15 protein-coding genes are annotated in these 16,521 nt (G+C 71.0%); 6 read left to right on the top strand and 9 right to left on the bottom strand.

Annotated features, from left to right (window positions below):
- The first annotated feature begins 188 nt into the window (after window positions 1-188).
- The 6 genes from ACF08F_RS23350 (at window position 189) to mscL (ending at window position 6,118) form a co-directional block, all read left to right on the top strand.
- Window positions 189-1,706: a potassium/proton antiporter gene (locus tag ACF08F_RS23350; RefSeq protein WP_392300468.1), complete on the top strand. Its 1,518-nt coding sequence runs from the start codon at window positions 189-191 to the stop codon at window positions 1,704-1,706.
- 303 nt (window positions 1,707-2,009) lie between these two features.
- Complete coding sequence (locus ACF08F_RS23345) at window positions 2,010-3,281, top strand: MFS transporter (protein ID WP_392300467.1); 1,272 nt, start codon at window positions 2,010-2,012, stop codon at window positions 3,279-3,281.
- 68 nt (window positions 3,282-3,349) lie between these two features.
- The gene (locus ACF08F_RS23340; RefSeq protein ID WP_392300466.1) at window positions 3,350-3,700 is read left to right on the top strand and encodes an FmdB family zinc ribbon protein; all 351 of its coding nucleotides are present in this window, start codon (window positions 3,350-3,352) and stop codon (window positions 3,698-3,700) included.
- Between the two features lie 81 nt (window positions 3,701-3,781).
- Window positions 3,782-4,627, top strand: coding sequence for an S-methyl-5'-thioadenosine phosphorylase (locus ACF08F_RS23335; protein WP_392300465.1), 846 nt, complete (start codon window positions 3,782-3,784; stop codon window positions 4,625-4,627).
- Window positions 4,628-4,852: 225 nt separating this feature from the next.
- Window positions 4,853-5,473, top strand: a complete 621-nt coding sequence (locus ACF08F_RS23330) for a hypothetical protein (protein WP_392300464.1) — start codon at window positions 4,853-4,855, stop codon at window positions 5,471-5,473.
- A gap of 93 nt (window positions 5,474-5,566) precedes the next feature.
- A complete protein-coding gene (gene mscL, locus ACF08F_RS23325; RefSeq protein ID WP_392300463.1) occupies window positions 5,567-6,118 on the top strand; it encodes a large conductance mechanosensitive channel protein MscL in 552 nt (183 codons plus the stop codon).
- A 19-nt stretch (window positions 6,119-6,137) separates the two neighbouring features.
- On the opposite strand, the gene ACF08F_RS23320 is transcribed toward mscL, so the two are convergent.
- The 9 genes from ACF08F_RS23320 to ACF08F_RS23280 form a co-directional block, all read right to left on the bottom strand.
- Window positions 6,138-6,359 carry a hypothetical protein gene (locus tag ACF08F_RS23320; protein ID WP_392300462.1) on the bottom strand — a complete coding sequence of 74 codons (222 nt, stop codon included), beginning with the start codon at window positions 6,357-6,359 and terminating at the stop codon, window positions 6,138-6,140.
- Window positions 6,360-6,473: 114 nt separating this feature from the next.
- On the bottom strand, window positions 6,474-6,911 hold the full coding sequence (locus ACF08F_RS23315; protein ID WP_392300461.1) for a DUF6755 family protein: 438 nt from the start codon (window positions 6,909-6,911) through the stop codon (window positions 6,474-6,476).
- On the bottom strand, window positions 6,908-7,567 hold the full coding sequence (locus ACF08F_RS23310) for a ubiquinol-cytochrome c reductase iron-sulfur subunit (protein WP_392300460.1): 660 nt from the start codon (window positions 7,565-7,567) through the stop codon (window positions 6,908-6,910). Before ACF08F_RS23310 ends, ACF08F_RS23315 begins: the two co-directional genes overlap by 4 nt.
- Window positions 7,564-8,163 carry a 4Fe-4S dicluster domain-containing protein gene (locus ACF08F_RS23305; protein WP_392300459.1) on the bottom strand — a complete coding sequence of 200 codons (600 nt, stop codon included), beginning with the start codon at window positions 8,161-8,163 and terminating at the stop codon, window positions 7,564-7,566. The genes ACF08F_RS23310 and ACF08F_RS23305 overlap by 4 nt, the downstream gene beginning before the upstream one ends.
- A gap of 7 nt (window positions 8,164-8,170) precedes the next feature.
- Complete coding sequence (locus ACF08F_RS23300) at window positions 8,171-10,495, bottom strand: molybdopterin oxidoreductase family protein (protein WP_392300458.1); 2,325 nt, start codon at window positions 10,493-10,495, stop codon at window positions 8,171-8,173.
- On the bottom strand, window positions 10,492-11,511 hold the full coding sequence (locus ACF08F_RS23295) for an MFS transporter (protein ID WP_392300618.1): 1,020 nt from the start codon (window positions 11,509-11,511) through the stop codon (window positions 10,492-10,494). The genes ACF08F_RS23300 and ACF08F_RS23295 overlap by 4 nt, the downstream gene beginning before the upstream one ends.
- Before the next feature lie 199 nt (window positions 11,512-11,710).
- Complete coding sequence (pflA, locus tag ACF08F_RS23290; RefSeq protein ID WP_392300457.1) at window positions 11,711-12,541, bottom strand: pyruvate formate-lyase-activating protein; 831 nt, start codon at window positions 12,539-12,541, stop codon at window positions 11,711-11,713.
- Between the two features lie 77 nt (window positions 12,542-12,618).
- Window positions 12,619-14,898, bottom strand: coding sequence for a formate C-acetyltransferase (gene pflB, locus ACF08F_RS23285; RefSeq protein WP_392300456.1), 2,280 nt, complete (start codon window positions 14,896-14,898; stop codon window positions 12,619-12,621).
- Between the two features lie 165 nt (window positions 14,899-15,063).
- Entirely contained in the window at window positions 15,064-16,485 is a 1,422-nt protein-coding gene (locus ACF08F_RS23280) for a NarK family nitrate/nitrite MFS transporter (protein ID WP_392300455.1), read from the bottom strand.
- Between the last annotated feature and the right edge of the window lie 36 nt (window positions 16,486-16,521).

The following is a 16,521-nucleotide window of genomic DNA, read 5'->3' as shown; positions in this document are numbered from 1 at the left end:
GACTCGGTGTCAGGAAGAGAACCGTACTGATGAGCGGACCGACGCAAAGAAGGCGTCAAGAAAACGTTAAAGATTAGGTAAGGTAACGAAGTGTCGGCCGCTGGAGGAACGATCCAGCTGCATGCGAGGGGAAGGATCGGCCACTGACTGTCCACCAGCTCAACGAACTCCTGCTCATCTGCTCCCTCGTGTTGCTGATCGCCGTCGCGGCCGTGCGGATCTCGTCCCGGAGCGGGCTCCCCAGCCTGCTGCTCTACCTCGGGATCGGTGTCGCGATAGGACAGGACGGCATCGGAAACGTCGCCTTCGACAACGCCGAGCTGACGCAGGTCATCGGCTACGCGGCCCTCGTCGTGATCCTCGCCGAGGGTGGCCTCGGCACGAAGTGGAAGGAGATCAGGCCGGCCCTGCCGGCCGCCGTCGTCCTCTCCACCGTCGGCGTCGCCGTCAGCGTCGGCATCACGGCCACGGCCGCCCACTACCTCGTCGGCCTGGAGTGGCGGCAGGCCCTGATCATCGGCGCCGTCGTCTCCTCCACCGACGCCGCCGCGGTCTTCTCCGTGCTGCGCAAGGTGCCGCTGCCGTCCCGCGTCACCGGTGTCCTGGAGGCCGAGTCCGGCTTCAACGACGCCCCCGTCGTCATCCTCGTCGTCGCCTTCTCCACCGCCGGACCCGTCGACTCCTGGTACGTCCTCGTCGGGACGATCGCCCTGGAGCTCGCCATCGGCGTCGCCGTCGGCCTGACCGTCGGCTTCCTCGGCGCGTACGGCCTGCGGCACGTCGCCCTGCCCGCCTCCGGCCTCTACCCGATCGCCGTCATGGCCATCGCGGTCGTGGCGTACGCGGCCGGCGCGCTGGCCCACGGCTCCGGCTTCCTCGCCGTCTACCTGGCCGCGATGGTCCTCGGCAACGCCAAGCTGCCGCACTCGCCCGCCAACCGCGGCTTCGCCGAGGGGCTCGGCTGGATCGCCCAGATCGGCATGTTCGTCCTGCTCGGCCTGCTCGTCACCCCGCACGAGCTCGTCCACGACTTCTGGCCCGCCGTCGTCATCGGCCTCGTCCTGACGATGGTCGCGCGGCCGATGGAGGTCCTGGTCAGCCTCGCGCCCTTCCGGATCCCGTGGCAGGAGCAGGCCCTCATGTCCTGGGCCGGCCTGCGCGGAGCCGTCCCCATCATCCTCGCCACCATCCCGATGGTGTCGCAGATCGAGGGCAGCGAGCGGATCTTCAACATCGTCTTCGTCCTCGTCGTCGTCTACACCCTGGTCCAGGGGCCGACGCTGCCCTGGCTGGCCAGGGCGCTGAAGCTGGGCGACTCCGCCGGGGCCGCCGACCTCGGCGTCGAGTCCGCGCCGCTGGAGCGGCTGCGCGGACACCTGCTCTCCGTCGCCATCCCCGAGGGATCGCGGATGCACGGCGTCGAGGTCGCGGAGCTGCGGCTGCCGGCCGGAGCGGCCGTCACCCTCGTCGTACGCGAGGAGAAGAGCTTTGTGCCGGGTCCCGCGACCGTGCTGCGCCGCGGCGACGAGCTGCTCGTCGTCGCCACCGACCCCGTGCGGGACGCCACGGAGCGACGCCTGCGGGCCGTCGGCCAGGGCGGCAAGCTCGCCGGCTGGCTCGGCACGGGCGGCGCCCAGGAGCTGTCCGCGAGCGCGAGCGGGACGGCGATGCGGTTCCATCTGCCCGGCGGACAGAAGAAGCCATAGACATCCGGCGACATCCGGCCGATACCGGACAAGCGCCGGTGAACGCAGGTAATCGCAGGCATTAATTCGGGTGTGGGAGCGTTTTCCCAGGCGGGAAGACGCTCTTCCCTGTACCATGAAGGCACACCTGATCGAACCAACTCTGCCTGACGCAGAGCTGGCGCGACCGTATGGCGGCCGTGGCGCCCCTCCGCAGTGGGGCCGGCCCGGTATCTACCGCAGTAACGCGCATGAGGACAGCTCTCGGCGACACCCGCACCACCGTGCCGGGGCGCGCTACCAGGCGGCAGAAAGGCCAGGACCGTGGCGTCCACGGTCATCTCGGACAAGCGGCCCGGCTACGGGCAGCTGCTGCGCACCCCCGGTGCGCTGTCCTTCCTGCTCCCCGGCTTCGCCGCCCGGCAGCCGTTCGCGATGCTGACCATCGGCATCGTCCTGCTCGTCCAGCACACCACCGGCTCCTTCGGCAGCGCCGGCGCGGTCGCCGCCGTCACCGGCGTCTCCATGGCGCTCTTCGCGCCGCAGAGCGGCAAGCTCGCCGACCGCTTCGGCCAGCGCGCCGTCCTGGTCCCCGGCGTCCTCGTCCACACCGCGTCCGTCTCCCTGCTGGTGGCGCTCGCCCTGAGCGGCGCCCCGCTGTGGGCGCTCTTCCTGGCCGCCGTGCCCGCCGGCGCGTCCGTGCCCCAGGTCGGACCGATGGTCCGGGCCCGCTGGGCGGCGAAGCTCGACGGAAGCCCGCTGATGCCGACCGCCGCGGCCTTCGAGTCCGTGACCGACGAGTTCACCTTCGTCGTCGGACCCGTCCTCGCGACCGCCCTGTGCACCGGCATCCACCCGGCCGCGGGCCTGATCGCCGAGGCCGCCCTCACCCTCGTCGGCGGCCTGTTCTTCGCCGCGCAGCGCGCCACCCAGCCCGCGTACGGGATCGCGGCGGCCGCTGCCTCCGAGCCCCACCGCTCGGCCCTCTCCGTCCCCGGCGTCCGCGTCCTGATCGTCGCCTTCCTCGGCATCGGCTCCGTCTTCGGCGGCATGCAGGTCTCCCTCACCGCCTTCACCGAGGAGATCGGCAACCCCGGCGCCAACGGCCTGCTGTACGGGATCTTCGCCGCCGGCAACATGCTCGCGGGCATCGCCATGGGCGCCGTCGCCTGGAAGTCCGGCCCCCGCCGCCGCATGATCCTCGGCTACGCCGGCCTCACGGTCGCGGCCTCGCTGCTCTGGACCGCGCACTCGGTGCTCCTCCTCGGCGCCCTGGGCCTGGTCGTCGGCCTGTGCATCGCACCCGCCCTGATCACCGGCTACACCATCGTCGAGACCCTGATCCCGGCCTCGGCCCGTACCGAGGCCTTCACCTGGCTCACCGGCGCCGTCGCGCTCGGCCAGGCCGCCGCCGTCACGATCGCCGGCCGCCTCGCGGACTCGCAGGGATCCAGCGCCGGGTTCCTGGTGCCGATGGCGGGTACGGCGCTGGCCCTGGCCACGCTCCTCGCCCTCCGGTCGCGGCTGAAGCCGCGCGAGACCAGCCGGGTCGCCGCACGTGGTATCGGTCACCGCGTGCCGGTGGCGGTGGACTGATCCCACGGAATACGTCAGTATGGATCGTCGTTAGCACTCGATGAGTGTGAGTGCCAGGAGGAAGTCAAGTGCCGACCTACCAGTACCAGTGCACCGAGTGCGGCGAAGGCCTCGAGGCGGTGCAGAAGTTCACCGATGACGCGCTGACCGAATGCCCCAGCTGCCAGGGACGCCTGAAGAAGGTGTTCTCGGCCGTCGGCATCGTCTTCAAGGGCTCCGGCTTCTACCGGAACGACAGCCGCGGCTCGTCGTCCAGCAGCTCGCCGGCCTCGTCGAAGTCCTCGACCCCGTCGTCTTCGTCCTCGTCGTCCTCGACGTCGGACGCGAAGCCGGCCGCGTCGAGCCCGACCGCCTCCGCGTCGTCCTCGGCTTCGTCGTCCTCGTCGTCGAGCGCCGGAAGCTCGACCTCGGCCGCCTGATCCGGTTCCTCACCGAGGGCCCCGTCGCCGTACGCGACGGGGCCCTCGGCGTTTCCCCGCACCGCCCGTAGGGTGATCGTCATGGCGACCCATGATGCGTACGCGGACATAGGCGTGATCGGCGGCTCCGGCTTCTACTCCTTCCTGGAGGACGTCACGGAGGTGTCCGTCGACACCCCCTACGGCAGCCCCAGCGACTCCCTCTTCCTCGGCGAGATCGCCGGCCGGCGGGTCGCCTTCCTCCCCCGCCACGGCCGCGGCCACACCGTCCCGCCGCACCGGATCAACTACCGCGCCAACCTCTGGGCCCTGCGCTCCGTGGGCGTGCGGCAGGTCCTCGGGCCCTGCGCCGTCGGCGGGCTCCGGGAGGAGTACGGGCCGGGCACCCTCGTCGTACCGGACCAGCTCGTCGACCGGACGAAGACCCGGGCGCAGACGTACTTCGACGGGGAGCCGCGGGCCGACGGGGCCGTCCCGAACGTCGTCCACGTGACCTTCGCCGACCCGTACTGCCCCGACGGGCGGCGGGTCGCGGTCAAGGCCGCCCGGGGACGGGGCTGGGAACCGGTGGACGGCGGCACGATGGTCGTGGTCGAGGGACCCCGCTTCTCCACCCGGGCCGAGTCGCGGTGGCACGCCGCCGCCGGCTGGACGGTCGTCGGCATGACGGGGCACCCCGAGGCGGTCCTCGCCCGCGAGCTGGGCCTCTGCTACACCTCGCTCGCACTGGTCACGGACCTCGACGCGGGCGCCGAGACCGGCGAGGGCGTCTCGCACACCGAGGTGATGCGGGTCTTCGGCGAGAACGTGGGGCGCCTGCGGGAGGTGCTGTTCGACGCGGTGGGCGCGCTGCCGGCGACGGTCGACCGGGACTGCCTGTGCACGCACGCGCACGACGGCTGGGAGCTGGGGATCGAGCTGCCGTAGGTGACTGTGCGGGGAGGGGGGCGGCGCCTGTGCCGGAGGGGCGGGCGCCTGCCCCGAGGGCGGGCCTGCGCTGAGGGGCGGCGCCTGTGCCGGGGTCGCGAAACACCCTCACGGGTGAGGGAGTTGTCCACAGGCGGCGGGTGGTCCACAGGCCGGAGCGGGGGTGCGGCGGGGCCGGGAGAGTGGGTGTGGCTCCACCCCCGACCACGACAGGCGGTACCCGCGATGACGACGACCCGGACGCCCCTTCTTCCCACCCCCACCCCCGCGCCCGTTCCCGCGCCCACCCCTTCCTTCTTCCCCTCTCCCCCGCCCGTTTCGCTCTCCTCCGTGCCGGGGCCGTGCGTCGTGCCGGCCTTCGAGCCGGTACGGGGCCGGGGAGCGCGGCGCGGGCCGTTCAGGGCGCTGCGGCGGGGGCGGCGCGCGCCGGTCGCACTGCTCGCCCTGACGGTCGCCGCGCTGACCGCGGCGGGCTCGGGGTCAGGCTGGGGGTCGGGATCGGGCGCCGCGTCCTCCGGGGCCGCCGTGACGCCTCGCGCGCGGCCGCCCGCCGCTCCCGTCGCGGTCCGGCTGGTGTCGGCGCCGGTGCGGATCGCCGACGCCGAGACCGTGCGGCTGCTGCGCACCGGCGACCGGGTCGACGTCATCGCCGCGCCCAACTCCCCGATGGGCGGGGGCGGTGAGGCCCGCGTGGTGGCGACGGGCGCCCGAGTGGCCGACGTTCCGCGCTCGGGCGAGACTCGTTCGGACGGAGGGGCACTCGTCGTCCTGTCCGTACCGCGGTCGACGGCGGCGGCGCTGGCCGGAGCCGGTGTCACCTCCCAACTGGCGGTGACGCTGTGCTGATTCGCACTGACTCGCTGTCAAGTCGCCGTTCCGTGTGTACGGATTGGACGCCTCTGCGCCGTTCACGGCGTAATGGCTCCGCACACAGCACACATGACGAGAACGAAAGGCACCTTGGTGGCCAAGAAGGAAAGCTTGCTCGGAGGCTTCAAGGCCTTCCTGATGCGTGGCAACGTGATCGACCTGGCGGTCGCGGTCGTGATCGGCGCCGCGTTCACCAACATCGTGAACTCGGTCGTCAAGGGCATCATCAACCCGGTCGTCGGCGCCTTCGGAACGAAGGACCTGGAGAGCTACTCGTCCTGCATCAAGGGCACCTGCGTGGTGGTCAACGGCGAGGTGCAGGGCGTCCAGCTCCAGTGGGGCCTGGTCCTCAGCGCGATGCTGAGCTTCCTGATCACCGCCGCCGTCGTCTACTTCCTGATGGTCCTGCCGATGGCCAAGATCCTCGCCAAGCGCGCGGCGCACGACAAGGCGAAGGAGGGCGTCGCGGAGACGATGGAGATCAGCGAGCTGGAGGTGCTCAAGGAGATCCGCGACCACCTGGTCGCCCAGCGCGGCCCCTCCACGGGGACGGGGACGGGCGCGGGCACGGGGTCCGGGTCGGGCTCCGGCGGCGGCGCCGGGACGCACCCCACCTCCTGACCGGCGGAGCGCGCCGGGATCAGAGGTGGTGCGGCGGCTTCTCGTCGAGGAAGCGCGCGAGGTCGGAGGCGCTGTCGCCGCCGGCCGGAGGCCGCTCTCCCCACCCGCGGTCCGTGTCGTCCGCGGACTGCTGGTCCAGCGGATCGTCGAAGACGAGTACCGGCTTCGGGTTGTTCTCGGGGCTGGGTCGGGAGCCGGGTCGCTTCGCGTCTCGCGGTCCGTGGGCGGGGGCGGTACTCATACCTTCAGGGTACGCCGGTCCCCCCGCCCCGTACCTCGCCTCGCACCGCTCTGATCAGCGGATCTCGGCTCGGCGAATCTCGGTTAGACGGATCTCGGTTCGACGGATCCCGGCTCAGCGGTCCTTCGGGTCGATGAGCCAGATGCCGAGCACGACCAGGAACGACAGGACGAGGAAGCCGGCGCCCCACCACGCGGTGCCGGTGTCGCCCGCCATCCACTCGTCCACCACGATCGTCAGCCCCCAGAGCTGGCCGATGACGACCGTGAGCGCCAGCGTGAGACGGGCGGAGAGCTTCGAGGAGCGCTCCGGCTCCTGCTCCGTGCCCGCTCCGGGGCCCGGGCCGGTGTGCCGGATCCGGGGGTCGCCGTAGCCGCTGGTGGGCCGGATCTGCGGGTAGCGCTCGTGCACGGGCCGGTTCAGGCGCGGCTGGGCGCTGCCAGGGGTGTACGCGGGGGGCCTGGGCGCCTCCGTCGCGGGCGCCCTCGTCGGAGCGGGCGCCCCGGCCGGCTCGGGTGCGCCGGGGTCCCTCGGGAACGGGGTCTCGCTCATGTCCGCTCACTCCTCTCGGCCGGCTTCCGGGCCGGGGCGGCCGGGCCTCCCGCGCCGAAGCCGGGGCAGCCGGGGCGGTCCTCGCCGTTCTGGCGGCAGAAGCCCTCGACGAGGCTCTCGCCCGAGCGGGCCGTGCCGATCGCCCAGACGCTGCCGTCGACCTGCTCGACGAGGATCACCTTGGGCAGGCCCCGCGGGGGCGGGCCGGCGGCGACCTCGCCCGTGCGGGCGTCGAAGATCCCCTCGTGGCAGGGGCAGTACAGCTCTCCCTCGCTGCCCCGCTCCTTGCGCCACAGCACGGCGCAGGCGAGGTGGGTGCAGACGGCGGAGTAGCCGGCGAGGGTGCCGTCGTCCATGCGGACGGCGATGGCCCGGTCCTCGTCGCCCGGGTAGCGGAAGGCGAGCGACTCCCCCGGTTCGATCCGGTCGGCGACCTTCTTGGGCTCGGGGGCGCCTTCGCTGTCGCCGTGGCGGTGCAGGATGCCGGAGGCGACGGCGACACCGCCGACGGCCAGGCCGCCGGAGACGGTGGCGACGATCCGCAGGTAGTCGCGGCGGGTGGTGAGGGAGTCGGCGGCGATCCGGTCGCGGAGCGCCTCCTGGGCCGCGTCGGCCCGGGGGCCCGGAGCGGGCGGCTGGGGGTCGGTGACGCTCAACGGACATCCCTTCCATTGATCTCGACGACGGGCAGCCCGCCCGGGACCGGCCACCGGACCTTGTCGGCGGGGACGACCATGGCGACGCCGGTGGTGACGGTGGTCGTGCCGAAGGTGAAGGAGTCGGCGACCTGGACGCCGGGACGTTCGGCCTGGAGCTCTTCGAGGGTTCCGTAGAAGAGGGCGCCGGTGGGGCAGACGGTGGCGCACATGGGGGCGAGGCCGTAGGCGGTGCGGTCGTAGCAGAGGTTGCACTTCATCTGGAGCTTCGCCTGGAGGTCGATCTTGGGGACGCCGAAGGGGCAGGCGTTGACGCAGTTGGCGCAGCCGATGCAGCGGGTGGTGTCGGCCTGCTGCACGACGCCGTCGGCGGTGACGAGGATCGCGTCGGCGGGGCAGACCTCGGCGCAGGGGGCGACGGGGTCCTCGCAGTGCATGCAGACGGTGGGGAGGGAGGCGACGGAGTGGCCCTCGTCGGGGTAGTCGAGGTGGATCATCGACTTGCCTCGGTGGGAGTCGCATTCGCGGCAGGCGGAGACGCAGGCCTGGCAGCCGATGCAGCGGCCCGGGTCGATGAAGATCGTGCGGCCCATCATGTGCGGGTCAGCTCCTCTCCGCGGTGCCGCGGCCCTGGGGGGAGGTCGGGGGCAGCGGGTCGAGCCGGGAGACCTGGGTCTCCGGGTAGGCCTGGTGTCCGGGGGCGGTGGGCGGTGCGGGGACCTCGTCGACGTGTTCGGCGGCCTCGATGCGGGCGGCGCAGACCTTGTACTCGGGGATCTTGGAGCGTGGGTCGAGGGCGTCGATGGTGAGGGCGTTGGCCGCGGTGGGAACGGGCCAGTGGTAGGGGACGAAGACGGTGTCGGGGCGGATGGCCTCGGTGACGAGGGCGGGGAAGACCTCGCTTCCGCGGCGGGTGACGACCCGGACGGGGTCGCCGTTGCGGAAGCCGTGGGAGGGGTGGACCTCGACCCAGGGTCGCGGGGTCTGTTCGACGAGGGCGCCGAGCCTGCGGGTCTGGTTCCCGGAGAGGAAGTGGGCGACGGTCCGGCCGGTGGTGAGCGAGAGGGGGTACTCCTCGCTGTACGGGTCCATGGGCGGGTGCCATTCGACGACCTGCATGTGGATCTTGCCGTCGGCGTGGTAGGTCCTCCCGTTCTCGAAGAGGCGGGGGGTGCCGGGGTGCTCCGTGGTGGGGCAGGGCCAGGCGATGCCGCCGGTCTCCTCCAGGCGTTCGTAGGTGATGCCGTAGTAGTCGTTGACCGTGCCGGCGGAGGCGATGCGGAGCTCCTCGAAGACGGCGCGGGAGTCCGCGAAGGCGAACTTGTCGCCGGCGCCGAGCCGCTTGGCGAGTTCGCACATGACCCAGGTGTCGGTGCGGACCCCGGCGGGGGGTTCCTGGGCCTTGTTGTGCTTGACGACCCGGGCCTCGGCGTTGGCCATGACGCCTTCGTCCTCGGCCCAGACGGTGACGGGGAAGACGACGTGGGCGTTGGCGGCGGTCTCGGAGAGGAAGAAGTCGAACTGGGCGTGGAATTCGAGGGTGTCGTAGCCGTCCTTGACGGTGGCGTAGTTCGGGAGGGAGACGAAGGGGTTGTTGCAGATACCGACGAGGCCGCGGATCTCGCGGCGTTGCATCTGCCAGACCATCTCCATCATGGAGGTGCCGGCGAGGGGGAGTTGGGCCTCGTCGATGCCCCAGATCTCGCAGATCTGGCGGCGGTGCTCGGGGTTGGTGATGGAGCGGCCGCCGGGGAGCAGGTCGGACTTCTGGCCGTGTTCGCGGCCGCCCTGACCGTTGCCCTGGCCGGTGATGGTGCCGTAGCCGGCGCCCGGCTTGCCGATGTTCCCGGTGGCGACGCAGAGGTTGATGATCGAGAGGCAGTTCTCGACGCCCTGGGAGTGGTGTTCGACGCCGCGGGCGTGCCAGGCCATGGCCTTGCCGGCGCCGGCGAACACGCGGGCGACCTGGACGATCTGCTCCTCGGGCACGCCGCAGATCGTGGCGGCGCGGGAGGGCGGGTATTCGGCGACGGTCTTCCTGACCTCGGCCCAGCCGCTGGTGTGGGCGGCGAGGTAGGCCTCGTCGGTGAGGCCCTCGGCGACGACGACGTGGAGGACGGCGTTGAAGAAGGCGGAGTCCGTGCCGGGCTTGAGGGCGACGTGGATGTCGGCGGTGCGGGCGATCGCCGTCTCACGGGGGTCGACGACGATCAGGGTGGCGCCCCGGTCGCGGGCTCCCCACAGGTACTGGGTCATGACCGGGAAGCACTCGCCGACGTTGGAGCCGGCGATGAGGAGGCAGTCGGTGAGGAGGATGTCGGAGAAGGGGTTGCCGGCGCGGTCGATGCCGAAGGCGAGCTTGTTGGCTCCGGCGGCGGAGACCATGCAGAGGCGGCCGTTGTAGTCCACGTGCTTGGTCCTGAGGGCGACGCGGGCGAACTTGCCGACGAGGTAGGTCTTCTCGGAGTAGAGGCTGGCGCCGCCGAGGAGTCCGAAGGCGTCGTTGCCGTACTCGCCCTGGATGCGGCGGATCTCGGCGACGGTGCGGTCGAGGGCCTCTTCCCAGCTGACCTCGCGGAACTCCTCGTCGCGGTTGCTGCGCATGAGGGGTGCCGTGAGCCGGTCGGGGTGGTTGACCTGCTGGTAGGCGTTGATGCCCTTGGGGCAGAGCCGCATGCGGTTGATGTCGTGGTTGCGGGGCTCGACGCCGAAGACCTTGCCGCCGCGGTCGACGCGGAGGTACATGCCGCACTGGACGCCGCAGAAGCAGCAGTGGGTGGGGACGAGGGTCTCGCCGTTCTGGTCGGCGTGCCAGCGGTCGGCCGGGATGCCGCCGGCGTCGCGGAAGCCGCGGGTTCCGGGCGGGGCGAGGGAGGGGTCGAGCGGCAGCGGCTGCCCGGAGGTGGTCGCGGGGTCGGTCGCGGTCACTTGAAGCCCTTCTTCACGTGGTCGAGGTAGGCGTTGCCGCGGAGGACGCGCTTGCAGCGGGGGCAGTACTCGGCCCACTCGTCGAAGCCCAGGTCGAGGTCGCGCATGGTGCCCTGCAGGTTCTCGACGTACGGGGCGGTGTCGATGGGCTCGTGGCAGCGGCGGCAGGCGAGGACGGACTCGTCCTCGCGGCGCGAGGTGTACTTGAAGAGCTGCATGCCGACGGCCGCGGGCCGCTGGACGATGTGGAAGAACTTCCCGAAGGGGATGTAGATGAGGGTGAAGACCACGGACACCATGTGGAGGACGGCGAGGAACTCGTAGCCGCCGCCGTGCAGGAAGATCGACGAGAAGGTCAGCAGGAGCCCCGTCACGGAGATGACGACCAGGCAGATGAGGGGCATCAGGTCGTAGGCGAAGCGCTGGCCGGTGATGGCGCCTCGGTCCTTCATGCGGCGCCAGAGGAAGTAGGAGGCGCCGGCGATGACGAGGACGGCCGCGATGTCGAGGCCGTGGAACATGAGCCAGCCGAGGACGCTGAGCGCGTCGAAGCCGATGACCTTGAAGCCCCAGATCCGCATCTCGTATCCGGGGCCGGAGCCGGTGGACGAGGTGAAGGTGAACCAGCCCCAGGTGAGGGGGAAGGTGATCGCGGCGGCCAGCAGGCAGCCCCAGAAGACGAGCTGGTGGGCGGCCCAGCGGGCGTGGGAGCGGGCGCCGAGGAACTTCTGGAAGCCGAGGTAGGTGGCGATCATCCTCGGCAGCGCGGTGGGCGCCCTGCGGAAGTTCGCGACGGAGAAGAAGGAGCCCCAGCCCTTGCGGAAGAGCCGGCGGGCGCCGGGGGCGGAGACCCAGACGGTGTACCGGTAGGCGACGCCGAAGGCGAGGAAGACCGTGGCGACGGCGTACGGCAGGAGGGCCGAGTCGAAGTCGCGGAGCAGCCGGCTGCCGAACACGATCGCGAGGATCAGGAGCACGGAGACGACGGTGCCCGCGAGGGTCGCGCGGCGGCGCACGGCGGCGGGGGTCTGCGGCGGGGGTCCGGAGGCCGGTGGCTCCCCCGGGGTGGCGCCGCCCGTGGCAAGGGCGCCGGGGGCCGGATCGTCCGGCCCGGGCGTCGGCTCGACTGTCTGTGGTGGCTCGGTCACGCCGTCACGGTAAGGCCGTACGGGGCCTTTTTCCTGTTTTGTGTGGGTATGGGGTGAAGGGCGTCGCTCAGACGGCGTGGAGTCCGTGGGAGAGGAAGACCTCGCGGGCCGCGGCGACCTGCTCGGGCGTCGGGGAAGGGGTGTCGTGCAGGGTGAACGGCTTGGCGAGTGCTTGCCACTTGGCTTCGCCGAGCTTGTGGAAGGGGAGGATGTCCACGCGGGAGACGTTGCCGAGACCGGCGGCGAAGGCGGCGACTCCCTCGACGTCGGCGGGGTCGTCGGTGAGCCCCGGGACCAGCACGAAGCGGACGTGGACCTCCTGGCCGAGGTCGGCGAGGCGGCGGGCGAAGTCCAGGGTCGGTCGCAGCGGCCGGCCCGTGACCCGACGGTAGGTGTCCGGGTCCCAGGACTTGATGTCGAGCAGGACCAGGTCGGTGTCGCGGAGCAGGGCGTCGGTGGCGCGGGCGCCGAGGAAGCCCGAGGTGTCGAGGGCTGTGTGGAGGCCGAGCTCGTGCTTCATCCGGTGCAGCAGCTCGCCGGTGAAGACGGGCTGGAGGAGCGGTTCGCCGCCGGAGACGGTGGCGCCGCCGCCGGAGGCGGAGATGAAGCGGACGTACTTGGCCGCCTCGGCGATCACGTCGTCGGCCCAGGTGCGCTTGCCGTTGCGCATCCGCCAGGTGTCGGGGTTGTGGCAGTAAAGACAGGTGAGGGGGCAGCCGGAGAGGAAGGTGACGAAGCGGGTGCCGGGGCCGTCGACCCCGGTGGACAGGTCCCAGGAGTGGACCGAGCCCTCGGAGGGCCGCTGGGTGGCCGCTGCGGCGGGGGTCACCGGGACGGCGGGGGTGACCGGGGCGGCCGGAGTGGCCCGGGTGGCGGGCCCGAGGGCGAGGCTGGTCATGGCAGGGCCTCCTTCGGAGGTGTCGCGCCCGGCCCGGGACCGGCGGTGAGGGCCACCGGCCCCGGGCGGGGGAAGGCTCAGAGCGAGCCGTGGAAGGTGCGGTTCAGCACGTCGAGCTGCTGCTCGCGGGTGAGCCGGACGAAGTTGACCGCGTATCCGGAGACCCGGATGGTCAGCTGCGGGTAGTTCTCCGGGTGCTCCATGGCGTCCTTCAGGACGTCGCGGTCGAGGACGTTGACGTTCATGTGGAAGCCGTCGCTCGCCATGTAGCCGTCGAGGACGCCCGCGAGGTTCCTGATCCGCTCCTCGGGGGTCCGGCCCAGGCCGTCGGGGGTGACGGTGTGGGTGAGCGAGATCCCGTCCTCGGCGTCCTCGTACGGGAGCTTGGCGACCGAGAGGGCCGAGGCCACGTAGCCGTGGGTGTCGCGGCCGTTCATCGGGTTGGCGCCCGGGGAGAAGGGCTCGCCGGCCCGGCGTCCGTCGGGGGTGTTGCCGGTCTTCTTTCCGTAGACGACGTTGGAGGTGATGGTCAGGACGGACTGGGTGTGTTCGGCGTTCCGGTACGTCGGGTGCTTGCGGACCTTCCGCATGAACTCCTCGACCAGCCGGACGGCGATCTCGTCGACCCGCTCGTCGTTGTTGCCGTACGCCGGGTACTCGCCGTCGATCACGTAGTCGGTCGCGAGACCGGTCTCGTCCCGGACCGGGGTGACCCTGGCGTACCTGATCGCGGCGAGGGAGTCGGCGGCGACGGAGAGGCCGGCGATGCCGCAGGCCATGGTGCGGCGCACGTCGCGGTCGTGGAGCGCCATCTCGACGCGCTCGTAGGCGTACTTGTCGTGCATGTAGTGGATGACGTTCAGGGCGTGGACGTAGACGCTCGCGAGCCATTCCATCTGCTCGTCGAACCTGGACATGACCTCGTCGTAGTCGAGGACGTCCGAGGTGAGGGAGCCGGTGTCCGGGCCGACCTGGGCGCCGGACCTCTCGTCACGGCCGCCGTTGATCGCGTAGAGGAGGGTCTTGGCGAGGTTCACGCGGGCGCCGAAGAACTGCATCTGCTTGCCGACGGGCATCGCGGAGACGCAGCAGGCGATGGCGGTGTCGTCACCGAAGCGCGGGCGCATCAGCTCGTCCGACTCGTACTGGACGGAGGAGGTGTCGATGGAGACCTTCGCGCAGAACTCCTTGAAGCCCTGCGGGAGCCGCGGGGACCAGAAGACCGTCATGTTCGGCTCGGGGGCCGGGCCGAGGTTGTAGAGCGTCTGGAGATAGCGGAAGGACGTCCTGGTGACCAGCGGGCGGCCGTCCTCGCCCATGCCGCCGATCGACTCGGTGACCCAGGTCGGGTCGCCGGAGAACAGCTCGTCGTACTCGGGGGTGCGCAGGAAGCGGACGATGCGGAGCTTGACGATGAAGTCGTCGACGAGCTCCTGGGCCTGCTCCTCGGTGAGGAGACCGGCCTCGATGTCGCGCTGGAGGTAGACGTCGAGGAAGGTGGACGTCCGGCCGAGGGACATCGCGGCGCCGTTCTGCTCCTTCACGGCGGCGAGGTAGGCGAAGTACAGCCACTGGATCGCCTCGCGGCCCGTGCCGGCGGGGCCCGAGACGTCGTGGCCGTACGAGGCGGCCATCGCCTTCAGTTCGCCGAGGGCGCGGATCTGCTCGGAGAGCTCCTCGCGGAGCCGGATGGTCTCCTCCAGGGAGCGGTGCCCGGCGGGGAGGGCGTCGAGCTCGCCCTTCTCCGCCTTCTTCACCTCGACCAGCCGGTCGACGCCGTAGAGCGCGACGCGGCGGTAGTCGCCGATGATCCGGCCGCGGCCGTAGGCGTCGGGGAGGCCGGTGACGACGCCGGCCTTGCGGGCGGCGCGGATCTCGGGGGTGTAGGCGTCGAAGACACCGGCGTTGTGGGTCTTGCGGTACTCGGTGAAGACCTTCTCCAGGTCCGGGGAGACCGGGTAGCCGTAGGTCTCCAGGGCGCCGGCGACCATGCGCCAGCCGCCGTACGGCATGATCGCGCGCTTCAGCGGGGCGTCGGTCTGGAGGCCGACGATCAGGTCCTTGTCGCGGTCGATCCAGCCGGGGGCGTGGGCGGTGATGGTGGAGGGGATGTCGTACGCGACGTCGTGGACGCCCTTGGCGCGCTCCTCGGGGAACTCGTCCGTGACGGTCTTCCACACGGCGGTGGTCCGCTCGGTGGGGCCGGCGAGGAAGGAGTCGTCGCCCTCGTACGGGGTGTAGTTCTGCTGGATGAAGTCGCGGACGTCGACGGCATCGCGCCAGAGTCCGCCCTTGAAGCCCTTCCAGGCCCGCTCGGTCACCGTTGCCTCAGCAGGGGTCGCCGTCACTGCCCGCACCGCCTTCTTCGATTCGTTCGATCGCGTCGTTGCTCCTCCATTCCACTCCTTTTGATCGATCATTTCGGGCGGCATTGGTCACCGCTCGACGGCCTTTGGTCCCGCCTCCGGAATGCCGGAAGGCCCCGCCGTGGCGGGACCTTCCGGGAGGGGCGGGACGCGGGCTCAGCTGGGCGCCTCGGCACCCTTGCGGGCGTAGAACCACCAGGTCACCACCGTGCAGCTGACGTAGAAGGCGACGAATCCCCACATTGCGCTGGTCACGGCCACCGAGGCGAAAAGGGCGGGAATGAAGAAGAATCCGTAGGCGGCGACGGCCGAGGTGAATCCGGTGACGGCAGCCGATTCCCTTTCCGCCTGCTTCAGCGCCTTCGCGTATTCCGGGGTGCCTTCGTCAAGGCCCTTGAGGTGGGTGCTGCGGAAGATGACCGGGATCTGCCGGAAGGTCGAGCCGTTGCCGATTCCGGAGAAGAAGAACGCGGCGAGGAAGCAGAGGAAGAAGCCGTGGAAGGAGCCGCTGTCACCGCCCGAGGGCAGGAAGGTGATCACTCCGACGATGGAGACGGCCATGCCCACGAAGGACAGGATCGTGACGCGCGCGCCGCCCCACTTGTCGGCGATCCAGCCGCCGCCCCAGCGGGCGAGGGCGCCGACGGCCGGGCCCATCCAGGCGTAGGTGGCGACGGACCAGTCCGGGAACGTGGTCTTGATCAGCATCGGCAGGGCGGCGGCGAAGCCGATGAAGGAGCCGAAGGTGCCGACGTACAGCCAGGTCATCAGCCAGTTGTGCTTGCGCTTGAAGATGATCTTCTGCTGGCTGAAGGGGGTCGAGGCCACCTTCAGGTCGTTCTGCCCGAACCAGGCGACGGCCGCCAGGACCAGCAGGACCGGGACCCAGAGGAAGGCGGCGTTCTGCAGGTGTACCGGCGTGCCGTCGGCCTTGTGCTGGGCCGAGCCGATCGCGATGGTCGACCAGGTGATGACGATCGGGGTCAGGAGCTGGACGACGGAGACGCCGAGGTTGCCGAGACCGCCGTTGATGCCGGTCGCACTGCCCTTCCTCGCCTTTGGGAAGAAGAAGCCGATGTTGGCGAGGGAGGAGGCGAAGTTCGCGCCGCCGATGCCGCAGAGGGCGGCGATCGCGACCATCACTCCGTACGGCGTCGTCGGGTCCTGGACCGCGATGCCGAGCCAGATCAGCGGCACGATCAGGACGACCGTCGACAGCGCGGTGAAGCGGCGCTGGCCGACCATCGGGCCGAGGAAGGTGTAGAGGATCCGGGCCGTGCCGCCGGTCAGACCGGGGATGGCCGTCAGCCAGAACAGCTGCGAGGTGGAGAAGCCGAAGCCGACGTCCTTCAGGTTGGTCGCGGTGACCGACCAGACCTGCCAGACCACGAAGGCCACGAGCAGCGCGGGAACCGCGATCCAGAGGTTGCGGGTCGCGACCTTCCTGCCGATCGACTTCCAGAAGAGCTCGTTCTCGGGCTCCCAGTCGGTGATCGGCTTCCCGGGGCGGTACTGCTCCGTGTCGTACGAGGCGGGCGACCGGCCGGCGGTTCTGCTGTCCTGGACTACGGAACTCATGGCGCTTCCCTGATGTTTCGGGGCTTTCCTTGCTCT

It is taken from the genome of Streptomyces sp. NPDC015130 (genome assembly GCF_043080005.1).
Taxonomy (GTDB): Bacteria; Actinomycetota; Actinomycetes; order Streptomycetales; family Streptomycetaceae; genus Streptomyces.
This window is presented reverse-complemented; position numbering and strand designations above follow the sequence as displayed.